Raw genomic sequence first — 23,775 nt, forward strand, 5'->3', positions numbered from 1 at the left:
CCGCCGTGTACCCGCACTAGGTCAAAAACGTCTCCCCAACATCCGCGCCCCCCCCGGCCCCCGGCCCCCGGCCCCCCCCCCCCCGGCCCCCCGGGGGGGGGCCCCCGGCCCCCCCCCCGCCGCCCCGCCGCTTTGTCAGTGGCAGCCGATAGCCTGCACGGACAGGCGAGGGAAGTGGGGGCGAGGCGTGCGTGTGCTGGGCGTGGACCCGGGGCTCACCCGGTGCGGTGTCGGTGTGGTCGAGGGGGTCGCGGGACGCCCGTTGACGATGCACGGCGTCGGTGTCGTGCGCACGCCCCCGGACGCCGAGCTCGGCCACCGGCTGGTCGCCGTCGAGCAGGGCATCGAGCGCTGGCTCGACGAGTACCGGCCCGAACTGCTCGCCGTGGAGCGGGTGTTCAGCCAGCACAATGTGCGCACGGTCATGGGGACCGCCCAGGCGAGCGCCGTCGCCATGCTGTGCGCCGCGCGCCGCGGCCTGCCGGTCGCCCTGCACACCCCCAGCGAGGTCAAGGCCGCCGTCACCGGCAGCGGCCGCGCGGACAAGGCCCAGGTGGGCGCCATGGTGACCCGGATCCTGCGACTCGACGTGCCGCCCAAGCCGGCCGACGCCGCCGACGCGCTGGCCCTCGCCATCTGCCACATCTGGCGCGCCCCCGCACAGAACAGACTCCAGCAGGCCGTGGCGCTGCACGCGGCCCGCGCACCCAAGGCACCCAAGGCACTGAAAGGCCGTACCCCATGATCGCCTTCGTCAGCGGCTCCGTCGCCGCGCTCGCCCCCGACGCCGCGGTGGTCGAGGTCGGCGGCGTCGGCATGGCCGTCCAGTGCACGCCGAACACGCTCTCCACGCTCCGCGTCGGCCGGCAGGCCAAGCTCGCCACCTCCCTGGTGGTGCGCGAGGACTCACTGACCCTGTACGGCTTCGCGGACGACGACGAGAAGCAGACCTTCGAGCTGCTCCAGACCGCCAGCGGCGTCGGCCCGCGCCTCGCCCAGGCCATGCTCGCCGTGCACAGCCCCGACGCCCTGCGCCGCGCCGTCTCCACCGGTGACGAGAAGGCGCTCACCGCCGTCCCCGGCATCGGCAAGAAGGGCGCGCAGAAGCTGCTCCTGGAGCTGAAGGACCGTCTCGGCGAGCCGCTCGGGACCGGCGGGCCCGCCATCGGCACCGCCACCACCAGCGGCTGGCGCGATCAGCTGCACGCCGCGCTGATCGGCCTCGGCTACGCGACGCGGGAGGCCGACGAGGCGGTCGCGGCGGTCGCCCCGCAGGCCGAGGCGGCCGAGGGCGCCCCCCAGGTGGGCCAGCTCCTCAAGGCGGCCCTGCAGACCCTGAACCGCACCCGCTAGCCGACCGACCGCCCGACTTCGAACCCGCAACGCGAGGCACACGTAATGAACTGGGACGACCCGACCGACGCGGCGCCGGACCCCGAGCGGCTCGTCGGCTCCGTCGCCGACCGCGAGGACCAGGCCGTCGAGGCGGCCCTGCGCCCCAAGGACCTGGGCGAGTTCATCGGCCAGGAGAAGGTCAGGGAGCAGCTGGACCTGGTCCTGCGCGCCGCCCGCGCGCGCGGCGCCACCGCCGACCACGTCCTGCTCTCCGGCGCCCCCGGCCTCGGCAAGACCACCCTCTCCATGATCATCGCCGCCGAGATGGGCGCGCCGATCCGCATCACCTCGGGCCCCGCCATCCAGCACGCGGGCGACCTCGCCGCGATCCTCTCCTCGCTCCAGGAGGGCGAGGTCCTCTTCCTCGACGAGATCCACCGCATGTCGCGGCCCGCCGAGGAGATGCTCTACATGGCGATGGAGGACTTCCGCGTCGACGTCATCGTCGGCAAGGGCCCCGGCGCCACCGCCATCCCGCTCGAACTGCCTCCCTTCACCCTGGTCGGGGCCACCACGCGCGCGGGGCTGCTGCCGCCCCCGCTGCGTGACCGCTTCGGCTTCACCGCGCACATGGAGTTCTACGAGCCGGCCGAGCTGGAGCGGGTGATCCACCGCTCCGCGACCCTGCTCGACGTGGAGATCGACACGGCCGGGGCCGCCGAGATCGCGGGCCGCTCCCGGGGCACCCCGCGCATCGCCAACCGGCTGCTGCGCCGCGTCCGCGACTACGCGCAGGTCAAGGCCGACGGCTCCGTCACCCGGGACATCGCCGGCGCCGCGCTCGCCGTCTACGAGGTGGACGGCCGCGGCCTCGACCGCCTCGACCGCGGTGTCCTGGAGGCGCTCCTCAAGCTGTTCGGCGGCGGGCCGGTCGGCCTGTCGACGCTCGCGGTCGCGGTAGGGGAGGAGCGGGAGACGGTCGAGGAGGTGGCCGAGCCCTTCCTGGTCCGCGAGGGGCTGCTGGCCCGCACCCCCCGCGGCCGGGTCGCCACCCCGGCCGCCTGGGCCCACCTGGGTCTCACCCCGCCCCAGGGGCGCCCGGGCGCAACCGGACAAGGGGACCTGTTCGGGGCGTGACGGCGCGCGTACTCGCCGGGCCTGGAACCCCGGTGCCATGCTGAGCGTTGTTCCCACCGTGCGGACTCGCTTAGACTCCGCCGACGGTCGCCTTTCACGGCGACGGTGCACCCCCGAAACCGACAAGGCCGCTCTTCGACGCGGTCGCCTGAAGGAAGTTCCCACCCGTGAGTCTCGTGACCCTCCTCCCGTTCATCGTGCTCATCGGGGCCATGTTCCTGATGACCCGGTCGGCCAAGAAGAAGCAGCAGGCCGCCGCATCGATGCGCAATGACATGCAGCCCGGTTCCGGCGTCCGCACGATCGGGGGCATGTACGCCACGGTCAAGGAGGTCAACGAGGACACGGTCCTCCTGGACGCCGGTCCCGGCGTCCACCTCATGTTCGCGAAGAACGCGATCGGTGCCGTGCTGTCCGACGACGAGTACAACCGCATCGTCCACGGCGTCGACGCGACCGAGGACGACGAGCTGACCGGCTCGGCCGTCGTGCCGGACGACGCGTCCTCCCTCACCGGGGCCGACGAGACCGCCGCCGCCGACGTCGCCCACATCGACCTGGGCAAGAAGGACGAGGCGGACAAGCCCGCCGCCGAGGCCGAGCCCGCCGCCGAGGCCGAGAAGGCCGCCGACGCCGAGCCGAAGAAGACCGACGGCGAGTCCGACGCGAAGTAGTCACGACCGGAGCCGCGGGGCGACCGCTTGCGTCGCCGCGGCTGCGGCCCGTGCGTGACCCGCGTGGATTTACGACCATTTCATGACCGTCCGTGCAGGCCGGGGCGCCGATCCCCGCCGCCGGACGGATGGAGAGGGAGTACGAGAAGGTGGCCACACCTACGAAGAGCCGAGGGGCAGGCTCACCGAGCAAGCCCGGGCGCGCTCTGAGCCTGATCGTCATCATCATGGTGGCGCTCGTCGGGGGGATGTTCCTCTCCGGTACGTTCACGCCGCGTCTCGGCATCGACCTCGCGGGCGGCACCAGCATCACGCTGGAGGCCAAGAACGAGCCGGGCCAGCCCAACGCGATCAACAAGACCAACATGGACACGGCGGCGGACATCATCAACCGCCGTGTCAACGGCATGGGTGTCTCCGAGGCCGAGGTCCAGACGCAGGGCGCCAACAACATCATCGTCAACATCCCCCGGGGCACGAACCAGAAGCAGGCGCGTGAGCAGGTCGGCACGACCGCTCAGCTCTACTTCCGTCCCGTCCTGACGGTGGCCGCCGGCGCACCCACCGGCGACTCGGCGACCCCGTCCCCGAGCGCGTCGTCCGGCGACAAGGCGACCGACAAGGCCACGGACAACGACAAGGCGACCGACAAGGCGACGGGCACGGCCACGCCGTCCGCCACGGCCACCTCGCAGGGCCGCGCCGTCACCGACGCGCTGAAGGCCGACGAGACGCCGGGCGCCTCGTCCAGCGCCAAGGCCGACGACAAGGCGTCCCCGACGCCGTCGTCGAGCGCGACCCCCTCCGCCGACCCGGCGACAGCCGCCCTGCAGAAGAAGTTCACGGAACTGGACTGCACGGACAAGGCGGCCCGCACGAAGGTGAACGAGGGCGCCAAGCCCGGCGACACCATCGTCGCCTGCGGCAAGGACTCGCAGGGCCAGTGGGAGAAGTACATCCTCGGTGCGTCCGAGGTGAACGGCAAGGACGTCAAGAAGGCCCAGGCCGTCATCAACCAGCAGTCCGGCGCGTGGGTCGTCAACATGGACTTCACGGGCGGCGGCTCGAAGAAGTTCGCGAAGACGACCGGCAAGCTCAAGGACCAGCAGTCGCCGATGAACCAGTTCGCCATCGTGCTCGACGGCGACGTGGTCTCCGCCCCCAGCGTCAGCTCGACGCTGAGCGCCAACGCGGAGATCTCCGGCAGCTTCACCCAGGACTCCGCCCAGGACCTGGCCAACGTGCTCTCGTACGGCGCCCTGCCGCTCACCTTCCACGAGCAGAGCGTCACCACGGTGACCGCCGCGCTCGGCGGTGAGCAGCTGCACGCCGGCCTGATCGCGGGCGCCATCGGCCTCGCCCTGGTCGTCATCTACCTGATCGTCTACTACCGCGGCCTGTCGGTCATCGCCCTCGCGTCGCTGGTCGCCTCCGGCATCCTCACGTACACGCTGATGACGCTGCTCGGCCCGGCCATCGGGTTCGCGCTGAACCTGCCCGCGGTGTGCGGTGCGATCGTCGCCATCGGTATCACCGCGGACTCCTTCATCGTGTTCTTCGAACGGATCAGGGACGAGGTCCGCGAGGGCCGCTCGGTGCGGCCCGCCGTCGAGCGCGCCTGGCCGCGCGCCCGGCGCACCATCCTCGTCTCCGACTTCGTGTCGTTCCTCGCGGCGGCGGTGCTCTACATCGTGACCGTCGGCAAGGTGCAGGGCTTCGCGTTCACGCTCGGCCTGACCACCCTCCTCGACGTGGTCGTCGTCTTCCTCTTCACGAAGCCGCTGATGACGCTCCTGGCCCGCAAGAAGTTCTTCTCCAGCGGACACAAGTGGTCGGGTCTCGACCCCAAGCGCCTGGGTGCCCAGCCTCCGCTGCGCCGGCGCTCCACCCGCCGTACCGCTCCCGCCGCCGGCCCTGTCGACCCGAAGGAGGCGTGAGATGTCGAAGCTCGGCAATCTCGGCGCCAGGCTCTACCGCGGTGAGGTCGGCTACGACTTCATCGGCAAGCGCAAGATCTGGTACGGCGTCTCGATCCTGATCACCATCACGGCGATCCTCGGTCTCGCGGTCCGCGGCCTGAACATGGGCATCGACTTCGAGGGCGGCGCCGTCTTCACGACGCCCAAGACCAGCGTCTCGGCCGCCAAGGCGGAGGAGTACGCGGAGAAGGCGTCCGGCCACGACGCGATCGTGCAGGAGCTGGGCACCGGCGGCCTGCGCGTGCAGATCGCGGGCATCGACACCGGCAAGTCGGACCAGATCGCGGCCGAGCTGTCCCAGGACATGGGCATCGACGCCGACAAGATCAACGCCGACCTGGTGGGCCCCAGCTGGGGCGACACGATCGCCAACAAGGCCTGGCAGGGCCTGGCCATCTTCATGGTCCTGGTCGTGATCTACCTGGCGATCGCCTTCGAGTGGCGGATGGCGCTCGCGGCACTCGTCGCGCTCATCCACGACATCACCATCACCGTCGGGATCTACGCCCTGGTGGGCTTCGAGGTCACGCCGGGCACGGTCATCGGTCTGCTCACGATCCTCGGTTACTCGCTCTACGACACGGTCGTCGTCTTCGACTCGCTCAAGGAGCAGACGAAGGGCATCGAGAAGCAGACCCGCTGGACGTACAGCGACATCGCCAACCGGTCGATCAACAGCACCCTGGTGCGGTCGATCAACACCACGATCGTGGCGCTGCTGCCCGTCGCGGGCCTGCTCTTCATCGGCGGCGGCTTCCTCGGCGCCGGCATGCTGAACGACATCTCGCTGTCGCTCTTCGTCGGTCTCGCCGCCGGTGCGTACTCCTCGATCTTCATCGCCACTCCGCTGGTCGCCGACCTCAAGGAGCGCGAGCCGAAGATGAAGGCCCTCAGGAAGCGGGTGCTCGCCAAGCGGGCGTCGGCCGCCGCCCAGGCCGAGACCGCCGTCGTGGGCCGCCAGGCGGACGCCGAGCAGGAGGACGAGCCGCAGGACGCCGCCCCGGCCGGTGCCGGGCCGCGCAACCAGCCGGCCCGCAACCGCGGCCGCGGCCGCCCCTCGGGCAAGCGCCGCTGACCCGGCCACCGCAGCGCGCCGCCAGGGCGCGCAGCGCGCCACACGGGCGCCAGGAACCCTCGGGGCTCCTGGCGCCCGCGTCGTTCCTCGCACGGACGGCTGCTAGGGTTTCGTCCGCGCGAACCCACCGAACACCCGTCGAGCAATGCTCGAACACCTGCCCTGAGGTGCAGAAATGACCGACATCAAGGAACTGCTCCTCAGCCGTATCCGGGACGTGGCCGACTACCCGAAGCCCGGAGTGGTCTTCAAGGACATCACTCCGCTGCTCGCGGACCCCGCGGCCTTCACCGCCCTCACCGACGCCCTCGCCGAGCTGTGCGTGCGCCACGGCGCCACCAAGGTCGTCGGCCTGGAAGCGCGCGGCTTCATCCTGGGCGCCCCCGTGGCCGTCCGTGCGGGCCTCGGCTTCATCCCCGTGCGCAAGGCGGGCAAGCTGCCCGGCGCCACGCTCGCGCAGAGCTACCACCTCGAGTACGGGTCCGCGGAGATCGAGGTGCACGCCGAGGACCTGTCGGCCGACGACCGCGTCATGGTCATCGACGACGTGCTGGCCACCGGCGGCACCGCCGAGGCCGCCCTGCACCTGATCCGGCGGGCCGGCGCCCAGGTGGCCGGCGTCGCCGTCCTGATGGAGCTGGGCTTCCTGCCGGGCCGCGACCGGCTGGAACCCGCCCTCCAGGGCGCCCCGTACGAACCGCTGCTCGTCGTGTAGAAACGCCTGGTCGAGGCCGTGCGGCCGGGGCCGGAGGAATCCGGCGCCCGCCCCGGGCGTTCCTCCCGTACAGGGCGTCCCACCGGCCGAATACGTTCGGCGGGCGCTGGATCGATACCATGGACTCTCCGGGACCTGAACCGGGACCCGTGTGCACGAGGAGCGCCGTTGCCAGACGAGGCCAAGCCACTCACCGCCGCCAAGCCCGACCAGCACGCCGACCAGGCCGCGGCTCCCTCCGGCACGCCCGCGAAGAACGGGCGGGGCCCCGCGCACTCCACCGGCGCCCCGGGCGGCAAGGCGGCCGAGCGGCCACGCCCCGAGCCGGCGCCCGACAAGCCCCGCGCCACCCCGCCCCCGGCGATCCGTGCCGCGGCGAACCAGCCCGCGGCCCGCTCCGGCTCCTCGAACCGGGTCCGCGCCCGCCTCGCGCGGCTCGGCGTGCAGCGCTCGAACCCGTACAACCCCGTCCTGGAGCCGCTGCTGCGGATAGTGCGCGGCAACGACCCCAAGATCGAGACGTCGACGCTGCGCCAGATCGAGCGCGCCTACCAGGTCGCCGAGCGCTGGCATCGCGGCCAGAAGCGCAAGAGCGGCGACCCGTACATCACGCACCCGCTCGCCGTGACGACGATCCTCGCCGAGCTCGGCATGGACCCGGCCACCCTGATGGCGGGGCTGCTGCACGACACCGTCGAGGACACCGAGTACGGCCTGGACACCCTCAAGCGCGACTTCGGCGACCAGGTCGCCCTCCTCGTCGACGGCGTCACCAAGCTCGACAAGGTCAAGTTCGGCGAGGCCGCGCAGGCCGAGACCGTGCGCAAGATGGTCGTCGCCATGGCCAAGGACCCGCGCGTCCTGGTCATCAAGCTCGCCGACCGCCTGCACAACATGCGCACCATGCGCTACCTCAAGCGCGAGAAGCAGGAGAAGAAGGCGCGCGAGACCCTGGAGATCTACGCGCCGCTCGCCCACCGCCTGGGCATGAACACGATCAAGTGGGAGCTGGAGGACCTCGCCTTCGCGATCCTCTACCCCAAGATGTACGACGAGATCGTGCGGCTGGTGGCCGAGCGCGCGCCCAAGCGCGACGAGTACCTGGCCATAGTGACCGACGAGGTCCAGTCCGACCTGCGCGCGGCCCGTATCAAGGCCACCGTCACCGGCCGTCCGAAGCACTACTACAGCGTCTACCAGAAGATGATCGTCCGCGGCCGTGACTTCGCGGAGATCTACGACCTGGTGGGCATTCGCGTCCTCGTCGACACGGTCCGCGACTGCTACGCGGCGCTCGGCACGGTCCACGCCCGCTGGAACCCGGTTCCGGGGCGGTTCAAGGACTACATCGCGATGCCCAAGTTCAACATGTACCAGTCGCTGCACACGACGGTCATCGGGCCGAACGGCAAGCCGGTCGAGCTGCAGATCCGCACGTTCGACATGCACCGCCGCGCCGAGTACGGCATCGCCGCGCACTGGAAGTACAAGCAGGAGGCCGTCGCCGGCGCCTCCAAGGTCCGCTCCGACCAGCCGCGCACCACCGGCAAGGACGACCACCTCAACGACATGGCGTGGCTGCGCCAGCTGCTCGACTGGCAGAAGGAGACCGAGGACCCGGGCGAGTTCCTGGAGTCCCTGCGCTTCGACCTGTCCCGTAACGAGGTGTTCGTCTTCACGCCGAAGGGCGACGTCATAGCGCTCCCGGCGGGCGCCACCCCGGTCGACTTCTCCTACGCGGTCCACACCGAGGTCGGCCACCGCACCATCGGCGCCCGGGTCAACGGACGGCTGGTGCCGCTCGAATCGACCCTGGACAACGGCGACCTGGTCGAGGTCTTCACCTCCAAGGCGGCCGGCGCCGGGCCCTCCCGGGACTGGCTGGGCTTCGTCAAGTCGCCCCGCGCGCGCAACAAGATCCGCGCCTGGTTCTCCAAGGAGCGCCGCGACGAGGCGATCGAGCAGGGCAAGGACGCCATCGCGCGGGCCATGCGCAAGCAGAACCTGCCGATCCAGCGCATCCTCACCGGCGACTCCCTGGTCACCCTCGCGCACGAGATGCGCTACCCCGACATCTCCTCGCTCTACGCGGCCATCGGCGAGGGCCATGTCACGGCCCAGTCCGTCGTGCAGAAGCTGGTCCAGGCCCTGGGCGGCGAGGAAGCGGCCAACGAGGACATCGCCGAGAGCGCCCCGCCCTCGCGCGGCCGCTCCAAGCGCCGCTCGAACGCCGATCCGGGTGTCGTGGTCAAGGGCGTCGACGACGTCTGGGTGAAGCTGGCGCGCTGCTGCACGCCCGTGCCCGGCGACCCCATCATCGGCTTCGTCACGCGCGGCAGCGGCGTCTCGGTCCACCGCAGCGACTGCGTGAACGTGGACTCCCTCTCCCGCGAGCCCGAGCGCATCCTGGAAGTCGAGTGGGCGCCCACCCAGTCATCGGTCTTCCTCGTCGCCATCCAGGTGGAGGCCCTCGACCGCTCGCGGCTGCTCTCGGACGTCACGCGGGTCCTCTCCGACCAGCACGTGAACATCCTCTCGGCAGCGGTCCAGACCTCCCGCGACCGGGTGGCCACGTCCCGCTTCACCTTCGAGATGGGCGACCCGAAGCACCTGGGCCACGTCCTGAAGGCGGTCAGGGGAGTGGAGGGCGTCTACGACGTGTACCGGGTGACGTCGGCGCGCAGGCCTTAACCTCCGTCAGATCAGCGCCGCCAGGGGCGCGGGGAACTGCGCGAGAAGCCCCGACGCCCGGCACCCGCACGATGAGCGCGACACGGCAGACGCAAAGGCGTAAAAGAGCGGGCCCGGGCTTACGAAAGCCCGGGCCCGCTCCCTCACGGCCAGTTCTTAACCGCCGAACTCCTCAAGCCCCTTGAGCGCGGAGTCGAGCAGCGCCTGCCGCCCATCAAGCTCACGCTGCAACTTGTCGGCCTTCGCCGCGTTGCCCTGCGCACGGGCCTGCTCGATCTGCCCCGAGAGCTTGTCGACGGCCGCCTGAAGCTGACCGGTCAAGCCCGCGGCACGCGCCCGCGCCTCCGGGTTGGTCCGGCGCCACTCGGCCTCCTCGGACTCCTGGAGGGCCCGCTCCACCGCGTGCATCCGGCCCTCGACCTTCGGGCGGGCGTCCCGCGGCACGTGGCCGATGGCCTCCCAGCGCTCGTTGATCGACCGGAACGCGGCGCGGGCCGTCTTCAGGTCGCCGACCGGCAGGAGCTTCTCCGCCTCGGCGGCCAGCTCCTCCTTCAGCTTGAGGTTCTCGCCCTGCTCGGCGTCGCGCTCGGCGAAGACCGAGCTGCGCGCGGCGAAGAACACGTCCTGGGCGCCGCGGAAGCGGTTCCACAGGTCGTCCTCGTGCTCGCGCTGGGCGCGGCCCGCCGCCTTCCAGTCCGTCATCAGCTCGCGGTACCGGGCCGCCGTGGCACCCCAGTCCTGCGAGTTCGACAGCGCCTCGGCCTCGGCGACCAGCGCCTCCTTGGCCTTGCGGGCCTCCTCGCGCTGCGCGTCCAGCGAGGCGAAGTGCGCCTTGCGCCGCTTGGAGAACGCCGACCGGGCGTGCGAGAAGCGGTGCCACAGCTCGTCGTCCGACTTGCGGTCGAGCCGCGGCAGCCCCTTCCAGATGTCCACGAGGGCCCGCAGCCGCTCACCCGCCGCCCGCCACTGCTCGGATTGGGCCAGCTCCTCCGCCTCGACGACCAGCGCCTCCTTGGCGTGCCGCGCCTCGTCGGACTGCTTGGCCTTCTGGACCTTGCGCTCCTCGCGGCGCGACTCGACCGTCTCGACCAGCTTGTCCAGCCGCTTGCCGAGCGCGTCCAGGTCACCGATCGCGTGCGCGTCCGTGACCTGCGCGCGCAGGTGCTCGATCGCCACCGAGGCGTCCTTGGCCGACAGGTCGGTGGTCTGCACCCGGCGCTCGAGGAGCCCGATCTCGACGACCAGACCGTCGTACTTGCGCTTGAAGTAGGCCAGCGCCTCATCGGGCGAGCCTGCCTGCCAGGAGCCGACGACTCGCTCACTGCCGTCGGCCGCACGCACGTACACGGTCCCCGTCTCGTCGACGCGGCCCCACGGGTCGCTGCTCACAGCGCCTCCTCCACATGATGCCTGCGGGGGACTCGTGGGCCCCCGGGCATCGTCCACAGTTTCGTCACCGCCAACATAGGCGACCGGCGGGGCGGCTGTCCGCATCCAGCGCGACCGAAGTTGGCCACCGGCAGGTCAGGACTTGGTCACGGTCCCCTTGTCGATCACCACGGTCGCGTTCGGCGCCGTGTTCCCCGTGGTCTGGTCCGCCGGCTGCGCACCCGCCTTCGCGATCTTGTCGAGGACCTTCATCCCGGAGTCGGAGATGGTCCCGAACGGGGTGTACGTCGCCGGGAGCTTGCTGTCCTTGTAGACGAGGAAGAACTGGCTGCCGCCGGTGTGCTTCTGCCCGGTGTTCGCCATCGCGATGGTGCCCGCGGGGAACGTGTACAGCTGCGTGCCCTGCTGCTTCTCCGCCTTCTTCAGGGAGGCGTCCTTGAGGTTCTCGTCCGGGATCGTGTACCCGGGGCCGCCCTGGCCGGTGCCGGTCGGGTCGCCGCACTGAAGGACGTAGATCCCCTCGGTGGTCAGCCGGTGGCACTTGGTGTGGTCCAGGAAGCCCTTGCCCAGCAGGTAGTTGAACGAGTTCACCGTGTGCGGGGCGGCCTTCGCCTTCAGGTCGATGCCGATGTCGCCGCAGGTCGTGGCGAGCTTCATCGCGTACTTCGCCGACGTGTCGATGGTCATCGCCGGCTCCTTCTTCCAGGTGGCCGTCTTCGCCTTGCCCGCGGCGGGCTTCTCGCACGGGTCCGGGGCCTTCGACGCCGACGGGCTCGCGCTCGGCTCGCTGCCGGCGCTCGTCTCCTTGTCGTCGCTCTTGAAGGCCCCGGCGGCGTACGCGCCACCCGTGCCGAGGACGACCACCGCGAGCACCGCGGCGATCACGGTGTTGCGGGTGCGCGCCTTGCGCCGCGCGGACTCGCGCCGCTGCTGCTGGCGCAGGAACTTCTCCCGGGCGAGCTGACGCTGCCGCTGATCCTTGCTGACCACCGCGTGTTCTCCTCGTACGTCTCGTGACCTTGTTCGAGCGGGCCGGACCGTCGGTCGGTGCCCCGTACCGTATATGGGTTCGCTGTGGATTCGGCAGCGCCGGTAGGCTCTGATCTGCCGCATTCCGTGGTGGCGCCCCCACAGCGACGACATACCGGCGCCATACCGACGACATACGAAGGACGATCGTGCTGATTGCCGGGTTCCCCGCCGGGGCCTGGGGCACCAACTGTTACCTGGTTGCCCCCGCCGCGGGTGAGGAGTGCGTGATCATCGACCCGGGCCACCAGGCCGCCCAGGGAGTCGAGGAAGCGCTCAAGAAGCACCGGCTCAAGCCGGTCGCGGTCGTCCTCACCCACGGGCACATCGACCATGTCGCCTCGGTCGTCCCGGTCTGCGGGGCGCACGACGTGCCCGCGTGGATCCACCCCGCCGACCGCTACATGATGAGCGACCCGGAGAAGGGCATCGGCCGCTCCATCGGCATGCCGCTGATGGGCGAGCTGACCGTGGGGGAGCCCGACGACGTACGGGAGCTGGCCGACGGCGCGTCCCTGCGGCTCGCCGGGCTCGACCTCACCGTCGCGCACGCGCCCGGCCATACCAAGGGGTCGGTGGCGTTCCGGATGCCCGAGACGGCGGAGATCCCGCCGGTGTTCTTCTCGGGCGACCTGCTCTTCGCCGGCTCCGTCGGACGCACCGACATGCCCGGTGGCTCCATGGACGACATGCTCGAATCGCTGGCCCGCGTGTGCCTGCCGCTCGACGACTCGACCGTGGTCCTCTCCGGGCACGGCTCCCAGACCACCATCGGCCAGGAGCGCGCCACCAACCCGTATCTGCGGCAGGTGGCCGCCGGCCTGGGACCCTCGACCGAGGCTCCCCGACGAGGAATGTGACGAGAAGACCTCCCGTGAGCACCTTTCAGGCCCCCAAGGGCACGTACGACCTGATCCCGCCGGACTCCGCGAAGTACCTCGCGGTGCGCGAGGCGATCTCCGCGCCGCTGCGCGCCTCCGGCTACGGCTACATCGAGACGCCGGGCTTTGAGAACGTCGAGCTGTTCGCCCGCGGCGTCGGCGAGTCCACCGACATCGTCACCAAGGAGATGTACGCCTTCGAGACCAAGGGCGGCGACAAGCTGGCCCTGCGCCCCGAAGGCACCGCTTCCGTGCTGCGCGCGGCCCTGGAGGCCAACCTCCACAAGGCGGGCAACCTCCCGGTCAAGCTCTGGTACTCGGGCTCGTACTACCGCTACGAGCGCCCCCAGAAGGGCCGCTACCGCCACTTCTCCCAGGTCGGCGCCGAGGCGATCGGCGCCGAGGACCCGGCCCTGGACGCCGAGTTGATCATCCTGGCGGACCAGGCGTACCGCTCGCTGGGGCTGCGCGACTTCCGCATCCTGCTGAACTCGCTCGGCGACAAGGAGTGCCGTCCCGTCTACCGGGCCGCCCTCCAGGACTTCCTGCGCGGCCTCGACCTCGACGAGGAGACGCTGCGCCGCGCCGACATCAACCCGCTGCGCGTCCTCGACGACAAGCGGGCCGACGTGCAGAAGCAGCTCGTGGGCGCGCCCTCGCTGCGCGACTACCTGTGCGACGCGTGCAAGGCCTACCACGAGCAGGTGCGCGAGCTGCTGCTCGCCGAGGGGGTCGCCTTCGAGGACGACGAGAAGCTCGTACGCGGCCTGGACTACTACACCCGCACCACCTTCGAGTTCGTCCACGACGGGCTCGGCTCGCAGTCGGCGGTGGGCGGCGGCGGCCGCTACGACGGGCTGTCCGAGATGATCGGCGGCCCCTCGCTGCCGTCCGTCGGCTGGGCCCTGGGTGTCGACCGCACCGTCCTCGCCCTGGAGGCGGAGGGCGTCGCGCTCGAACTGCCCACCACCACCAGCGTCTTCGCCGTGCCGCTCGGCGAGGAGGCGCGCCGCGTCCTGTTCGGCAAGGTGACCGAGCTGCGCCGGGCCGGGATCTCGGCCGACTTCTCCTTCGGCGGCAAGGGCCTCAAGGGCGCCATGAAGAACGCCAACCGCTCGGGCGCCCGGTACACCCTCGTCGCCGGGGAGCGGGACCTCGCCGAGGGCGTCGCGCAGCTCAAGGACATGGAGTCCGGCGAGCAGAGCGCGGTCGCCGTGGACGAGATCGTGGCCGTCCTGAAGGACAAGCTCGGCTGATCCGGCGGCGGGCGGGGTCCGTGGCGGCTGCCAGGACCCCGCTCCGGCCGGCGCCCCCGCCGGTGCTTATGCCGATCGAACGGTGAACGGCGGCCCCCGTACGGCAGAATGGCCCTGCCCGCAGGCTCCACCCCTCACCTACGGATCGGCGTGATGAGCAAGACGACCAGGACCGCGACAGCAAGCGAGACCGTCACCCGCGACACCGGCGCCACGGGCGTCCCGCGGTCCGTCGGCGGCAGCCGCGCGTTCGCGCTGCTTCTGGTGATCACCGGGGCGGCGGGCGTGCTCGCCGCCTGGGTCATCACGCTCGACAAGTTCAAGCTCCTGGAGGACCCGAACTTCACGCCGGGCTGCTCCATCAACCCGGTCATCTCCTGCGGCAGCATCATGAAGAGCGACCAGGCGTCGGTCTTCGGCTTCCCGAACCCGATGCTCGGCCTCGTCGCCTACGGCATCGTGATCTGCGTCGGCATGAGCCTGCTCGCGGGCGCCCGCTTCCCGCGCTGGTACTGGCTCGTCCTCAACGCCGGCTGCCTCTTCGGCGTCGGCTTCGTCAGCTGGCTGCAGTTCGAGTCGCTGTACCGGATCAACGCGCTGTGCCTGTGGTGCTCCCTCGCGTGGGTCGCCACGATCCTGATGTTCTGGTACGTCACGTCGTTCAACATCCGTCACGACTTCCTGCCGGCCCCGCGCTGGCTGAAGTCGTTCTTCGCGGACTTCACCTGGGCGCTGCCCGTCGTGCACATCGGCATCATCGCCGTGCTGATCCTCACGCGCTGGGGCGACAAGCTCTGGGCGTGAGCCCGCGACGGTCGCCGCCCGCGGCGTTGTCACTGCCGTGACATAGGGTTTTCCCCGTGGAGCCCGACCTGTTCACCGCCGCAGCCGAGGACCGCCAGGAGAAGGACCCGTCCGCGAGTCCGCTGGCCGTCCGGATGCGCCCGCGCACCCTCGACGAAGTCGTCGGCCAGCAGCACCTGCTCAAGCAGGGCTCGCCGCTGCGCCGCCTGGTCGGCGAGGGCGCGTCGGGTTCGGGACCCGCCGGGGTGTCGTCGGTGATCCTGTGGGGCCCGCCCGGCACCGGCAAGACGACCCTGGCGTACGTCGTCTCGAAGGCGACGAACAAGCGGTTCGTGGAGCTGTCCGCCATCACCGCGGGCGTCAAGGAGGTCCGGGCCGTCATCGAGGGCGCCCGGCGCGCGCTGGGCGGCCACGGCAAGGAGACCGTCCTCTTCCTCGACGAGATCCACCGCTTCAGCAAGGCCCAGCAGGACTCGCTGCTGCCCGCCGTGGAGAACCGCTGGGTGACGCTGATCGCGGCGACCACGGAGAACCCGTACTTCTCGGTGATCTCCCCGCTGCTCTCCCGCTCCCTCCTGCTGACCCTCGAATCGCTCACCGACGACGACCTGCGCGGCCTGCTGGCCCGGGCGCTGACCGAGGAGCGGGGCCTGAGCGGCGCCCTGACCCTCGACGAGGACGCCGAGGAGCACCTGCTGCGGGTCGCCGGCGGGGACGCGCGCCGCGCCCTGACCGCCCTGGAGGCCGCGGCCGGCGCCGCCCTCGACAAGGGCGAGTCGGCCATCACCCTGGAGACCGTCGAGGAGAGCGTCAACCGCGCGGCGGTGACGTACGACCGCGACGGCGACCAGCACTACGACGTGGCGAGCGCCCTGATCAAGTCCATCCGCGGTTCGGACGTGGACGCGGCCCTGCACTACCTGGCCCGCATGATCGAGGCGGGCGAGGACCCGCGGTTCATCGCCCGCCGCCTGATGATCTCGGCCAGCGAGGACATCGGCCTCGCCGACCCGACGGCGCTGCCCACCGCGGTCGCCGCGGCCCAGGCCGTCGCCATGATCGGCTTCCCCGAGGCCGCTCTCACCCTGAGCCACGCCACGATCGCCCTGGCACTCGCCCCGAAGTCGAACGCGGCGACGACGGCCATCGGCGCCGCCATGGAGGACGTCCGCAAGGGACTCGCCGGACCGGTCCCGCCCCACCTGCGCGACGGCCACTACAAGGGCGCCGCCAAGCTCGGCCACGCGCAGGGCTACGTGTACCCGCACGACGTGCCCGGCGGCATCGCGGCCCAGCAGTACGCGCCGGACGCCATCGCAGGACGCCGCTACTACGAGCCCACGCGGTACGGCGCCGAGGCGCGGTACGCGGACGTGGTGGAGCGGGTCCGGGAGCGGCTGCGCGGCGAGGGCGGCTGAGCGGGCCGGGCGCGCGGTGATCGGGCCCCGCGCCATCCGGTAGACTCCTTCGCAGTGCTGCGTCCCGCGCCCGGTGTCCCGAAAGGGAGACCGGCATCACCAGAGCGGGACATCCAGCCGGATCCCCCACACCGCGAGGCAAGGGGATCCAGGAGCGTCGCGCACCGTCGAAGGTGTCGCGGGCAGCCCACCACCCTCCCGCACCCCGGGACCGGGCCGGTGGGCCACTCGCGTGCTGCACGTATGTGCCCAGCCCTGGGAGCGGCTGCCCTGCCCGTCCTTGTGACGTGAAGGGTTTCCCGGACTGCGGATGCGACCTCCCCGAACCCTGGTGAAGCCGTATTCGCATCAGAAACATGAGGTGTTTGGTTCATGACGAACCAGTCCCGCCCCAAGGTCAAGAAGTCGCGTGCCCTCGGCATCGCGCTGACCCCGAAGGCCGTCAAGTACTTCGAGGCCCGCCCCTACCCGCCGGGCGAGCACGGCCGTGGCCGCAAGCAGAACTCGGACTACAAGGTCCGTCTGCTCGAGAAGCAGCGTCTGCGCGCGCAGTACGACATCAGCGAGAAGCAGATGGCCCGCGCCTACGACCGCGCCAAGAAGGCCGAAGGCAAGACCGGCGAGGCCCTGGTCATCGAGCTGGAGCGCCGTCTCGACGCGCTGCTGCTGCGTTCGGGCATCGCCCGCACGATCTACCAGGCCCGTCAGATGGTCGTCCACGGCCACATCGAGGTCAACGGCGGCAAGGTCGACAAGCCGTCGTTCCGCGTCCGTCCCGACGACGTCGTGATGGTCCGCGAGCGCAGCCGCGAGAAGCCGCTGTTCCAGGTCGCGCGTGAGGGTGGCTTCGCCGCCGACGGCGAGACCCCCCGCTACCTCCAGGTGAACCTGAAGGCCCTGGCCTTCCGCCTGGACCGGGACCCGAACCGCAAGGAGATCCCCGTAATCTGCGACGAGCAGCTCGTCGTCGAGTACTACGCCCGCTGACCGACCGGCGGACTTGGTCTCACCTGCGTTTCAGCCCGTCGTCTCCCCGCCGTTCGCGGTGGGGGAGGCGGCGGGTTCTCGCGTCTGCGGGGTGCTCGCCCGCGGCAGGCGCACCGGCGCGGCGAGCCGCTCCGGCTCGCCCCGGCCGAGGGCGCGGGCCACGGCCTCGTCGTGCCCCAGCCGCTCGCCGGCCCGCGCCAGTTCGTCGAAGCGGCCGTCGCCGAGCGCCGCCCGCGCCCGCGCCTCGCAGAGCCGGTGCGGTTCGTTGTAGTGGCCCGAGCCGAACAGCGGCAGCCCCACCGACGGCCAGATCCCGCGCGCCGCGCCCTGGAGCACCGCCGCCTCCGCGGCGTCCCCCTCCGCCAGCGTCACCAGCGCGAGCAGCTCCAGCGCGAGCACCGTGCCGAGCAGGTCGTGGAACTCGTGGTCGATGGCCAGGCACTCCTCCAGGAGGGCGCGGGCCCCGGCCGGATCGCCGTCGTACCAGCGCGCGTACGCCAGGACGTAGAGGGCGTACGCCAGAGTCCAGCGCTCCCCGTGGTCCTCGCACACCTGCCGTACGTCCTCGCACAGCGCCACGGCCTCCGGCAGGTCCCCCTGGAAGGCCACCGCCATCGCCAGCTCGACCTGGCCCATCAGCACGTTGCTGTTCAGCTCGCCGATCTCCCGGTAGCCGGCGAGCGCGGTGCGCAGCAGCCGCTCCGCGCGCGGCAGGTCGTCCGTGACCAGCGCCAGGCAGCCCGTGCGGTGCACCGCGTACGCGAGCGCCGTCGCGTCCCCGCCGCGCTCCGCCTCGTCGTGGCACTCCTGGAGCGCCGCCAGGGCGGGCACGGTGTCGCCCTGAAGGATCGCCACGTAACCGAGCACCCACAGCGCCTTGAGCCGGGAGGCGCCGTAGGCGAAGGCCTCGTCCTCGCCGGGGGGATCGGCCAGGTCGACACTGCGGTCGAGCCAGTGCCGGCCCTCCGTGAGCCGCCCGCACCCCGCCCAGTAGAACCACAGCGTGCCCGCCAGGTACTGGCCCAGATGCGTCTCGCCCGGCTCGGTGAGGCAGAACTCCAGGGCCGCCCGCAGATTCGGCAGCTCCGCGTCGATCCGCTCCGCCACCTCGCCCTGCCGCGGGGAGAACCAGTCCAGCTCGCACCAGGTGGCGAGCCCCATGTACCAGTCGCGGTGCCTGCGCCGCATCCGGCGGCCGTCGCCGGTCCGCTCCAGCCACCCCGCGCCGTACGCCCGCACCGACTCCAGCATCCGGTAGCGCACCCCGGCCGCCGACTCCTCGCGGATCAGCACGGACTGCGCGAGCAGCTCCTCCAGTCCCGCGAGGACCGCGTCACCGGGCAGCCCCTCGCCGCCGCAGACGTACTCGACTGCCTCCAGGTCGAACTGGCCGGCGAAGACCGACAGGCGCGCCCACAGCAGCCGCTCCTGTTCCGTGCACAGCTCGTGGCTCCAGCCGATCGCCGTCCGCAGCGTCTGGTGGCGCGGCAGCAGGTCCCGGCCGCCGCCCGTCAGCAGCCGGAACCGGTCGTCGAGGCGCTCCATCAGCTGGGCGGGCGACAGGGCCCGCAGCCGGCCCGCCGCCAGCTCCACCGCCAGCGGCAGGCAGTCCAGGCGCCGGCACACCTCCAGGGCGTCGGCCCGGTGCCCGTCGTCCAGCCGGAAGCCGGGCAGCAGCTCCGCCGCCCGGTCCGCGAAGAGCTCCACCGCGTCCTGCGCCGTCAGCGGCGAGAGCGGGAACAGGTGCTCGCCCTGGAGCGCCAGCGGCCTGCGGCCCACCGCGAGGACCCGCAGCCCCGGCGCGGCCCGCAGTAGCTCGCCCACGAGGGCGGCGCAGGCCTCCACGAGGTGCTCGAACCCGTCCAGGACGAGCACCAGCCGCCGCTCGGCGAGGTGGTCGAGCAGGACCCGGCGGGGCGGCCGGGCCGTGTGGTCGGTCAGCGCGAGCGCCTCCAGGACCGTGTACTCGACCAGCTCCGGGCGGCGCACCGGCGCGAGGTCCACCCGCCACACGCCGTCCTCGCGCAGCCGCCGCGGCAGCCGGGCCGCGACCTGCGCGGCGAGCCGGGACTTGCCGACGCCGCCGGCCCCGGTCACCGTCACGAGCCGGGCCGCCGCCAGCGTCCGCCGCAGGGCGCCGAGTTCGGCCGTACGGCCGACGAAACGGTTCAGCTCGTGGGGGAGGTTGCCGGGGCGTGGTGGCCCGGCCGGCGGGCCGGCGGGCGGCGTAGAGCGTCGCATCAGGCACGGAGCGTACCTATCCGTACGCACTCCGTACAATCGCTCCGGTCGAAGTGCTCCCGCCCGGCGCCGGAATGCGGTACGGAGAGCGGGGCGGGGCGCGATAGGCTCGGGGGACGACTTTTCGATGATCGGCGGCGGCCGCTCGGCAGGTCGGTGACAGACGGCGAAGAGTGCAGAGCTAGGGAGCGGTGCCAAGTGTCCGGTGGAGAGGTGGCCGGGATCCTGGTGGCTGTCTTCTGGGCGATCCTGGTCTCCTTCCTCGCGGTGGCGCTCGCGAGGCTGGCCCAGACGCTCAGGGCGACCACCAAGCTGGTCGCGGACGTGACCGAGCAGACCGTCCCGCTGCTGGCCGACGCCTCCGCCGCGGTGCGCTCCGCGCAGACGCAGATCGACCGGGTCGACGCCATCGCCTCCGATGTCCAGGAAGTCACGTCGAACGCGTCGGCGCTCTCCTCCACCGTGGCCTCCACCTTCGGGGGCCCGCTGGTCAAGGTGGCCGCGTTCGGTTACGGCGTCCGCCGGGCCATCGGCGGCCGCAGCAAGGACGCACCCGCCCAGCAGACCCGCCGGACCGTCATCGTGGGACGCCAGGTCCCCGAGGCGCGCCGGGCCAGGCGGGCCAACCGGAATAAGAGGGACTGACCCAGCGATGTTCCGTCGTACGTTCTGGTTCACCGCGGGCGCCGCCGCCGGCGTGTGGACCACCACCAAGGTCAACCGCAAGCTCCGGCAGCTGTCGCCCGAGAGCCTCGCCGTCCAGGCCGCCAACAAGGCGGTCGAGGCCGGTCACCGGCTGAAGGACTTCGCTCTCGACGTCCGCGCCAACATGGCCGACCGCGAGGCCGAGCTCGGCGACGCGCTCGGCCTGACCGGCCCGGCCGCCGCCGAACTGCCCGAGCGCCGCTTCACGATCCTCGACGAGCGCGCCGGGGCAGCCCCCAAGCACCTAGAGAACACGCACTACACCAACCGGAATGAGGACCACTGATGGAGTCGGCAGAAATCCGTCGCCGCTGGCTGAGCTTCTTCGAGGAGCGTGGCCACAAGGTCGTGCCCTCGGCGTCGCTCATCGCGGACGACCCGACTCTGCTGCTCGTCCCGGCAGGCATGGTCCCCTTCAAGCCGTACTTCCTGGGTGAGGTCAAGCCGCCCGCGCCGCGCGCCACCAGCGTGCAGAAGTGCGTGCGCACGCCGGACATCGAAGAGGTCGGTAAGACGACCCGCCACGGCACGTTCTTCCAGATGTGCGGGAACTTCTCCTTCGGCGACTACTTCAAGGAAGGCGCCATCAAGTACGCCTGGGAGCTGCTCACCACGCCCCAGGACAAGGGTGGGTACGGCCTGGAGCCGGAGAAGCTCTGGATCACCGTCTACCTCGACGACGACGAGGCCGAGCGCATCTGGCACGAGGTCGTCGGCGTGCCAAAGGAGCGCATCCAGCGCCTGGGCAAGAAGGACAACTTCTGGTCCATGGGCGTCCCCGGACCCTGCGGCCCCTGCTCGGAGATCAACTACGACCGCGGCCCCGAGTTCGGCGAAGCGGGCGGCCCGATCGTCAACGACGAGCGGTACGTGGAGATCTGGAACCTGGTCTTCATGCAGTACGAGCGCGGCCAGGGCATCGGCAAGGAGGACTTCGAGATCCTCGGCGACCTGCCGTCGCAGAACATCGACACGGGTCTCGGCCTCGAGCGCCTCGCGATGATCCTCCAGGGCGTACAGAACATGTACGAGACCGACACCCTGCGCGTCGTCATGGACAAGGCCACCGAGCTGACCGGTGTGGCGTACGGCGACAAGCACGACAGCGACGTCTCGCTGCGCGTCGTCGCCGACCACATCCGCACCTCCGCGATGCTCATCGGCGACGGCGTCACGCCGGGCAACGAGGGCCGCGGGTACGTGCTGCGCCGCATCATGCGCCGCGCCATCCGCAACATGCGCATCCTGGGCGCCACCGGGCCGGTGGTGAACGACCTGATCGGCGTCGTCATCGACACGATGGGTCAGCAGTACCCGGAGCTGGTCACCGACCGCAAGCGGATCGAGACGGTCGCGCTCGCCGAGGAGGCCGCGTTCCTCAAGGCCCTCAAGGGCGGCACGAACATCCTCGACACCGCCGTCTCCGAGACCAAGGCCGCCGGCCGGACGGTCCTCGCCGGCGACCAGGCGTTCCTGCTCCACGACACCTGGGGCTTCCCGATCGACCTCACCCTGGAGATGGCCGCCGAACAGGGCCTGTCCGTGGACGAGGACGGCTTCCGGCGCCTGATGAAGGAGCAGCGCGAGCGCGCCAAGGCCGACGCGCAGGCCAAGAAGACCGGCCACGCCGACATGGGCGCCTACCGCGAGATCGCGGACGCCGCCGGCGCCACCGACTTCATCGGCTACTCCTCGACCACCGGCGAGTCCACCGTGGTGGGGCTGCTGGTCAACGGCGTCTCCTCGCCCGCCGCCTCCGAGGGCGACGAGGTCGAGGTCGTCCTCGACCGCACCCCCTTCTACGCCGAGGGCGGCGGCCAGATCGGCGACACCGGCCGCATCAAGCTGGACAGCGGCGCCGTCATCGAGGTCCGCGACTGCCAGAAGCCGGTCCCCGGCGTCTACGTCCACAAGGGCGTCGTGCAGGTCGGCGAGGTGACCGTCGGCGCCCCGGCGCAGGCCGTCATCGACGTCACCCGCCGCCGGGCCATCGCCCGCGCCCACTCCGCGACGCACCTCACCCACCAGGCGCTGCGCGACGCGCTCGGCCCGACGGCCGCGCAGGCCGGTTCGGAGAACCAGCCGGGCCGCTTCCGCTTCGACTTCGGTTCGCCGTCCGCCGTTCCCACGGCCGTGATGACGGACGTCGAGCAGAAGATCAACGAGGTCCTGACCCGGGAACTCGACGTGCAGGCCGAGGTCATGTCGATCGACGACGCCAAGAAGCAGGGCGCCATCGCCGAGTTCGGCGAGAAGTACGGCGAGCGCGTGCGCGTCGTGACCATCGGCGACTTCTCCAAGGAGCTGTGCGGCGGCACGCACGTGCACAACACCGCCCAGCTCGGCCTGGTGAAGCTGCTCGGCGAATCCTCCATCGGCTCCGGTGTGCGCCGCATCGAGGCCCTGGTCGGCGTGGACGCGTACAACTTCCTGGCCAAGGAGCACACGGTCGTCGCCCAGCTCCAGGAGCTGGTCAAGGGCCGCAGCGAGGAGCTGCCGGAGAAGATCTCCGCGATGCTCGGCAAGCTGAAGGACGCCGAGAAGGAGATCGAGAAGTTCCGCGCGGAGAAGGTCCTCCAGGCCGCCGCCGGTCTCGTCGACTCCGCCAAGGACGTGCGCGGCGTCGCCCTCGTCACCGGCCAGGTCCCGGACGGCACCTCCGCCGACGACCTGCGCAAGCTGGTCCTCGACGTGCGGGGCCGCATCCAGGGCGGCCGCGCCGCGGTCGTCGCCCTGTTCACCACCGCCAATGGCAAGCCGCTGACGGTCATCGCGACGAACGACGCGGCACGCGACCGCGGCCTCAAGGCCGGTGACCTGGTGCGCACCGCCGCCAAGACGCTCGGTGGCGGTGGCGGCGGCAAGCCGGACGTCGCCCAGGGCGGCGGGCAGAACGCGGCCGCCATCGGCGACGCCATCAACGCCGTCGAGCGGGCGGTCGCGGAGACGGCCAACTGATGCGCAGAGGCCGCCGGCTGGCGATCGACGTCGGGGACGCCCGGATCGGGGTCGCGTCCTGCGACCCCGATGGGATCCTCGCCACCCCGGTGGAGACGGTCCCGGGACGCGATGTCCCGGCCGCCCACCGGCGGCTGCGGCAGATCGTCGAGGAGTACGAGCCGATCGAGGTCGTCGTCGGACTTCCGCGCTCCCTCAAAGGCGGCGAGGGCCCGGCGGCGGTCAAGGTCCGCGGCTTCGCGACGGAGCTCGCGCGGGGCATCGCCCCCGTGCCGGTGCGGCTGCTGGACGAGAGGATGACCACAGTGACGGCCAGTCAGGGGCTGCGCGCCTCGGGCGTCAAGTCCAAGAAGGGCCGGTCCGTCATCGACCAGGCGGCGGCCGTCATCATCCTCCAGCAGGCACTGGAGTCCGAACGGGCGTCGGGAACGGCTCCGGGCGAGGGCGTCGAAGTGGTTGTCTGATCGCGATACGGTAACGTTCCGCGCGACCGGCGGCGTT

General features: G+C 71.4%; 20 protein-coding genes. 17 read left to right on the forward strand and 3 right to left on the reverse strand.

Going from position 1 to position 23,775, the window contains the following annotated elements; genetic code table 11:
* Positions 1–187 precede the first annotated feature (187 nt).
* The 8 genes from ruvC (at position 188) to ACIBW6_RS18780 (ending at position 9,606) form a co-directional block, all read left to right on the forward strand.
* Complete coding sequence (gene ruvC, locus ACIBW6_RS18745; protein WP_399060836.1) at positions 188–745, forward strand: crossover junction endodeoxyribonuclease RuvC; 558 nt, start codon at positions 188–190, stop codon at positions 743–745.
* The gene (ruvA, locus tag ACIBW6_RS18750; protein ID WP_399060838.1) at positions 742–1,353 is read left to right on the forward strand and encodes a Holliday junction branch migration protein RuvA; all 612 of its coding nucleotides are present in this window, start codon (positions 742–744) and stop codon (positions 1,351–1,353) included. The genes ruvC and ruvA overlap by 4 nt, the downstream gene beginning before the upstream one ends.
* 45 nt (positions 1,354–1,398) lie before the next feature.
* Positions 1,399–2,472 carry a Holliday junction branch migration DNA helicase RuvB gene (ruvB, locus tag ACIBW6_RS18755; protein ID WP_399060841.1) on the forward strand — a complete coding sequence of 358 codons (1,074 nt, stop codon included), beginning with the start codon at positions 1,399–1,401 and terminating at the stop codon, positions 2,470–2,472.
* A gap of 167 nt (positions 2,473–2,639) precedes the next feature.
* The gene (yajC, locus tag ACIBW6_RS18760) at positions 2,640–3,146 is read left to right on the forward strand and encodes a preprotein translocase subunit YajC (RefSeq protein WP_399060843.1); all 507 of its coding nucleotides are present in this window, start codon (positions 2,640–2,642) and stop codon (positions 3,144–3,146) included.
* Between the two features lie 149 nt (positions 3,147–3,295).
* On the forward strand, positions 3,296–5,083 hold the full coding sequence (gene secD, locus ACIBW6_RS18765) for a protein translocase subunit SecD (RefSeq protein WP_399060845.1): 1,788 nt from the start codon (positions 3,296–3,298) through the stop codon (positions 5,081–5,083).
* A gap of 1 nt (position 5,084) precedes the next feature.
* Positions 5,085–6,200, forward strand: a complete 1,116-nt coding sequence (gene secF, locus ACIBW6_RS18770) for a protein translocase subunit SecF (RefSeq protein ID WP_399060847.1) — start codon at positions 5,085–5,087, stop codon at positions 6,198–6,200.
* Between the two features lie 175 nt (positions 6,201–6,375).
* Positions 6,376–6,915 (forward strand): adenine phosphoribosyltransferase, encoded by a 540-nt coding sequence (locus ACIBW6_RS18775; protein WP_399060849.1) that lies wholly within the window; start codon positions 6,376–6,378, stop codon positions 6,913–6,915.
* A gap of 168 nt (positions 6,916–7,083) precedes the next feature.
* Complete coding sequence (locus tag ACIBW6_RS18780) at positions 7,084–9,606, forward strand: RelA/SpoT family protein (RefSeq protein ID WP_399060851.1); 2,523 nt, start codon at positions 7,084–7,086, stop codon at positions 9,604–9,606.
* Between the two features lie 156 nt (positions 9,607–9,762).
* On the opposite strand, the gene ACIBW6_RS18785 is transcribed toward ACIBW6_RS18780, so the two are convergent.
* Both ACIBW6_RS18785 and ACIBW6_RS18790 read right to left on the reverse strand, forming a co-directional pair.
* Positions 9,763–10,995: a DUF349 domain-containing protein gene (locus tag ACIBW6_RS18785; RefSeq protein ID WP_399060853.1), complete on the reverse strand. Its 1,233-nt coding sequence runs from the start codon at positions 10,993–10,995 to the stop codon at positions 9,763–9,765.
* A 135-nt stretch (positions 10,996–11,130) separates the two neighbouring features.
* Positions 11,131–11,985: a peptidylprolyl isomerase gene (locus ACIBW6_RS18790; protein ID WP_399060855.1), complete on the reverse strand. Its 855-nt coding sequence runs from the start codon at positions 11,983–11,985 to the stop codon at positions 11,131–11,133.
* A 188-nt stretch (positions 11,986–12,173) separates the two neighbouring features.
* On the opposite strand from ACIBW6_RS18790, the gene ACIBW6_RS18795 reads away from it, so the two are divergent.
* The 5 genes from ACIBW6_RS18795 to rpsD all read left to right on the forward strand — a co-directional run bounded on the left by ACIBW6_RS18795 (position 12,174) and on the right by rpsD (position 17,370).
* Positions 12,174–12,884: an MBL fold metallo-hydrolase gene (locus ACIBW6_RS18795; protein WP_399060857.1), complete on the forward strand. Its 711-nt coding sequence runs from the start codon at positions 12,174–12,176 to the stop codon at positions 12,882–12,884.
* 14 nt (positions 12,885–12,898) lie between these two features.
* Complete coding sequence (gene hisS / locus ACIBW6_RS18800; RefSeq protein WP_399060859.1) at positions 12,899–14,161, forward strand: histidine--tRNA ligase; 1,263 nt, start codon at positions 12,899–12,901, stop codon at positions 14,159–14,161.
* Between the two features lie 153 nt (positions 14,162–14,314).
* The gene (locus ACIBW6_RS18805; RefSeq protein WP_399060861.1) at positions 14,315–14,965 is read left to right on the forward strand and encodes a vitamin K epoxide reductase family protein; all 651 of its coding nucleotides are present in this window, start codon (positions 14,315–14,317) and stop codon (positions 14,963–14,965) included.
* 56 nt (positions 14,966–15,021) lie between these two features.
* Entirely contained in the window at positions 15,022–16,383 is a 1,362-nt protein-coding gene (locus ACIBW6_RS18810; RefSeq protein WP_399060863.1) for a replication-associated recombination protein A, read from the forward strand.
* Positions 16,384–16,755: 372 nt separating this feature from the next.
* Complete coding sequence (gene rpsD, locus ACIBW6_RS18815; protein ID WP_324771529.1) at positions 16,756–17,370, forward strand: 30S ribosomal protein S4; 615 nt, start codon at positions 16,756–16,758, stop codon at positions 17,368–17,370.
* A gap of 30 nt (positions 17,371–17,400) precedes the next feature.
* On the opposite strand, the gene ACIBW6_RS18820 is transcribed toward rpsD, so the two are convergent.
* A complete protein-coding gene (locus tag ACIBW6_RS18820) occupies positions 17,401–19,611 on the reverse strand; it encodes an ATP-binding protein (RefSeq protein WP_399060866.1) in 2,211 nt (736 codons plus the stop codon).
* Positions 19,612–19,809: 198 nt separating this feature from the next.
* On the opposite strand from ACIBW6_RS18820, the gene ACIBW6_RS18825 reads away from it, so the two are divergent.
* The 4 genes from ACIBW6_RS18825 to ruvX are packed head-to-tail and all read left to right on the forward strand — an operon-like array spanning position 19,810 to position 23,738.
* Positions 19,810–20,256: a DUF948 domain-containing protein gene (locus ACIBW6_RS18825; RefSeq protein WP_399060868.1), complete on the forward strand. Its 447-nt coding sequence runs from the start codon at positions 19,810–19,812 to the stop codon at positions 20,254–20,256.
* Positions 20,257–20,263: 7 nt separating this feature from the next.
* On the forward strand, positions 20,264–20,602 hold the full coding sequence (locus tag ACIBW6_RS18830; RefSeq protein ID WP_399060870.1) for a DUF6167 family protein: 339 nt from the start codon (positions 20,264–20,266) through the stop codon (positions 20,600–20,602).
* Positions 20,602–23,274 carry an alanine--tRNA ligase gene (gene alaS / locus ACIBW6_RS18835; protein WP_399060872.1) on the forward strand — a complete coding sequence of 891 codons (2,673 nt, stop codon included), beginning with the start codon at positions 20,602–20,604 and terminating at the stop codon, positions 23,272–23,274. Before ACIBW6_RS18830 ends, alaS begins: the two co-directional genes overlap by 1 nt.
* Complete coding sequence (gene ruvX, locus ACIBW6_RS18840; RefSeq protein WP_399060874.1) at positions 23,274–23,738, forward strand: Holliday junction resolvase RuvX; 465 nt, start codon at positions 23,274–23,276, stop codon at positions 23,736–23,738. Before alaS ends, ruvX begins: the two co-directional genes overlap by 1 nt.
* Positions 23,739–23,775: the final 37 nt, after the last annotated feature.

The sequence above is a fragment of the Streptomyces sp. NPDC049813 genome, from assembly GCF_044465085.1.
Lineage (GTDB): Bacteria > Actinomycetota > Actinomycetes > Streptomycetales > Streptomycetaceae > Streptomyces.